Origin of the sequence: Aquabacterium sp. UBA2148, assembly GCF_002328915.1 — a bacterium.
Classification (GTDB): Bacteria; Pseudomonadota; Gammaproteobacteria; order Burkholderiales; family Burkholderiaceae_C; genus Aquabacterium; species Aquabacterium parvum.
The window spans coordinates 1-3425 of record NZ_DCXA01000292.1; the positions used below are offsets into that span (position 1 = coordinate 1).

5 protein-coding genes and 1 pseudogene are annotated in these 3425 nt (G+C 64.9%); 4 read left to right on the plus strand and 2 right to left on the minus strand.

Translation table 11 applies throughout. The features are described from left to right. Positions 1-184: pseudogene (locus B2W70_RS16110) on the minus strand (YkgJ family cysteine cluster protein); the annotation flags it as partial. A gap of 113 nt (positions 185-297) precedes the next feature. Further along, positions 298-900 (minus strand): 2-hydroxychromene-2-carboxylate isomerase, encoded by a 603-nt coding sequence (locus tag B2W70_RS16115; RefSeq protein WP_058087880.1) that lies wholly within the window; start codon positions 898-900, stop codon positions 298-300. A 228-nt stretch (positions 901-1128) separates the two neighbouring features. On the opposite strand from B2W70_RS16115, the gene B2W70_RS16120 reads away from it, so the two are divergent. The 4 genes from B2W70_RS16120 to B2W70_RS16135 all read left to right on the plus strand — a co-directional run. Beyond that, the gene (locus tag B2W70_RS16120; protein ID WP_286747207.1) at positions 1129-1800 is read left to right on the plus strand and encodes a TetR/AcrR family transcriptional regulator; all 672 of its coding nucleotides are present in this window, start codon (positions 1129-1131) and stop codon (positions 1798-1800) included. Positions 1801-1884: 84 nt separating this feature from the next. After that, on the plus strand, positions 1885-2448 hold the full coding sequence (locus B2W70_RS16125; protein WP_286747208.1) for a hypothetical protein: 564 nt from the start codon (positions 1885-1887) through the stop codon (positions 2446-2448). Between the two features lie 84 nt (positions 2449-2532). Beyond that, complete coding sequence (locus B2W70_RS16130) at positions 2533-3060, plus strand: GbsR/MarR family transcriptional regulator (protein WP_058087883.1); 528 nt, start codon at positions 2533-2535, stop codon at positions 3058-3060. Between the two features lie 61 nt (positions 3061-3121). Further along, positions 3122-3425, plus strand: a 304-nt coding sequence (locus B2W70_RS16135; protein WP_286747210.1) for a thiol-disulfide oxidoreductase DCC family protein, incomplete at its 3' end; no start/stop codon positions are given.

The following is a 3425-nucleotide window of genomic DNA, read 5'->3' on the forward strand; positions in this document are numbered from 1 at the left end:
ACGAGCGCAGCCGGTGGATGCGGCAAGCCACGTGTCGACCCAGTTCGCCCTCAAGCGCCACGCAGCGCACGGGCTTGACCCCTGTGCCCACCATGCAGCGCAAGGTCGGGCTCACCGGCTGAGTCAGGTCCACGGGCACGGTGCCGCCGGGCGCATCATCGGCTTCGGCCCAGTAAAAGGACACGCGAAACGTCGCGCAGCACGCGCCGCAGGCCTGACAGTCCCAGTCAGGCGTCATCGCCGCCCCCATCCAGGGTCATGGCCATCTTGCGCAGTCGGCACCCACCAGCCCAGGGCTCAGAACCCACCGCGCTCCAGCCAGGCTTCGAGCATGTCGAAGCGGTCGAAGCCCCAGAAGGGCTCGCCATCGACGATGACGAAGGGGCTGCCGAACACGCCACGCGCCTCGGCCGCGCCGACTTCGTGCTTGAGCTGGTCTTTCACGGCCGGGTCGGCCATGCCTTCGGCGATCGCGTCGGCGTCCAGGCCAATGCCCTTGGCCACGGCACACACCACATCGGCCTCACCGATGTTCTGCCCCTCGACATAGCAGGCGCGGTACAGCGCCAGGGTCAGGTCCTTGGCGGCCTGCTCGTTGCTGCGCGCCACGAACAGCACCGCGCGCGAGGCATGGTGCGAAGCAATCGGGAAAACGGAGGGCATCTTGAACGGGATGCCCGTCAGGCGCGAGATGCGCTCCCAGTCGCGCTTGACGTAGTCACGCTTGAGCGGCACCTGCGTCAGCGGCAACACGCCCGTGCTCTTGAAGATCACGCCCAGCAACAAGGGGTGCCAGTCCACCGTGCGGCCATGGCGCTGAGCCAGGGCCTCGATGCGTTCGGCCGCGAAGTAACCGTAGGGCGAAGAGAACTCGAAATAGAAGTCGATGGCAGCAGGCATGGGCTCTGGCTCGATACAAGGCCGTGGGGACGTCAGCCTAGCATGAAGGTCACGCCCCGCTGGGAAACGACGGTGTCCTCTTCTCACCCCTGCGAGAGCCGGCCGCCCGGCTGACTGCAACAAACCCACACAACACCCTATTCCGATTCGATCATCGTTGCGCGATATTCGGGAAACAACAGATTTCAGTTTGCCAGGCTGCCGCCAAGCAGCAGGCCCCGACACACGATGAGAAACCAGGCCGAAGTCGCCACGCCCACGCGAACCTACCGAGGCGAGACCGCCCAAGCGCGCCGCGAGCAACGCCGCGCCAAGCTGCTCGAAGCCGCGCTGGACTGCTTTGCCACGCGCGGTGTGGCCCACACCACCATGCGCGACATCTGCTCGCAGGCCCGCCTGACCGACCGCTACTTCTACGAGTCGTTCCGCAACACCAAGGACGCCTCCGAGGCCGTCTACGGTTGGCAAAAAGACCTGCTCGTGGCCCACGTCGCGGCCGCGATGTCCAACGCCCCACTCAGCTTGCTCGACCAGGCCAAGGCAGGCCTGAGCGCCCTCTACAGCTTCTTGCGCGAAGACGCCCGCCGCGCCCACGTGCTGTTGCTCGACGGTTTCAGCGGAGCCGCCTTGCCCAACGCACAGGGCACCCAGGAAGCGCTGGCCCAGTACATCCCGCTGATTCGGGCCACGGCCCAGAGGCTGTACCCGCGCATGAACCCGAACTTTGACCTGGAGATGATGGGGCGTGGCCTGCTGGGCATGGCCGTTCAGGTCGGCACCGTGTGGGCTCGCAGCGGTTACGCCCAACCCCTGGACGAGGTGGTGGCCTACAACCTCTACGCGTGGCGAGGCCTGAACGAATGGGTCAATGAGCTGAGCGAGACCCCGCGCGCGGCCTGATCTGCATGCTCCGCGGCCTGGCCAGACGGGTGAATGCCTGACAGCAGGACACCGCCCGAGCGCCCGCACCCTACACTGCCGCCCATGATGGACGCGTTCACCCTGATCACCGGCCTGGCCTCCCTCCTCGGGTTCGCCGTGCAGATCTTCGACATTTTCCCGACCCACGCCAAGGGCCGGCAAGCGATCTGGATGCTGCTGCTGGGCGCGTTTCTGGGAGGAATCCTGGCCACCACCAACTGGCAAGGCATGGAGCTCTCCCTGGTCTGGGACGGGTTCACCTTGAGCATGACGGCGCTGGCCGCACTGGTGGTGTTTTTCGCGCTGGCAGCCGCCTTCACGGCAGACACGCGGCGCAGGCGCGGCTTCTACATCGTGGGCGGCATCGCCGCACTGGCTTTCACCATCGCCACCTCGGTGGGCGCACTGGTGGGCACGGTGACCGACAGCAAGCTGCTCAAGCAGAACGTGGTCAACGAGCAGGAACTGGTCTGGCTGATCGAGCGCGCCAGCGAACGCGGCGACCCGGAGCGCGCCCTGCACCACGTCGAATCCCTGCTTGACCGACTGGACAAAGACAACGAACAGCGCGCGACCTGGAAGGCTCGCAGGGACGAGTTGCGCGCGTCGATGAAGCGGCGCGATTGAGCGCGACACCTCATCCTCGTCACGCGGTGGCGATCAAATATTTCTGTGTTGACAGAAATTTCTGATTGAACATACACTGCAGCCATGGAACTCACCGACACCGCCCGCCAATTCGTCGTCCACTGGGGAGAGATGGGCTCTGCCTGGGGTGTCAATCGCACCGTGGCCCAGATCCATGCGCTGCTGTTCTTCCATGGCCGCCCCCTGCACGCAGAAGAGATTGCCGAGACCTTGGGCGTGGCCCGCTCCAACGTGAGCACCAGCCTCAAGGAACTGCAAAGCTGGCAACTGGTCCGCACCACGCATGTGCTCGGGGACCGTCGCGACTACTTTGAATCCGCCTCGCACGATGTCTGGGCCTTGTTCACCACCATCGTCAAGGAGCGCAAGGAGCGAGAGTTCGACCCGACCACGCGCCTGCTGGAGCAACTGGTGGCGTCACCGCAATTCGCCAGCGAAGCTGCGGACACCCAGGACCGCGTCAAAGAGACCCTGCGCTTCATGACCGCACTGGGCGCCTGGTCAGACGAGATGCTGCGCTTGTCGCCCTCCACCCTGGAGAAGGTGCTGAAGATGGGCGCCAGCGTGCAGAAGTTCGTGAGAGGGAGTTGACCCTTTTTTTGCCCCAATATTTCTGTTATTTCAGAAATTTCCATCAGAACAGGAGAATGCCATGCCTGCCTACCCCCTGACGCTGTACTACGACGCCAGCTGCCCGCTCTGCCATGCCGAGATGCACAACCTCATGCTGCGCAATGAGGATGGCAGGCTCGCCTTTGTCGATGCCTCGGCCCGGGACTTCGCCTCGCCGGTGGCTGGCATCGATCGCGATCAGATGATGGCCGCCATGCACGGCGTGTGGGCGGATGGGGCCGTGAGCCAGGGCGTTGACGCGATCCACGCCGCTTATGTCGCCGTGGGGCTGGGGCACGTCACCGCCTTCACCCAGTGGCCTGTGATGAACGCCGCCCTGGCTT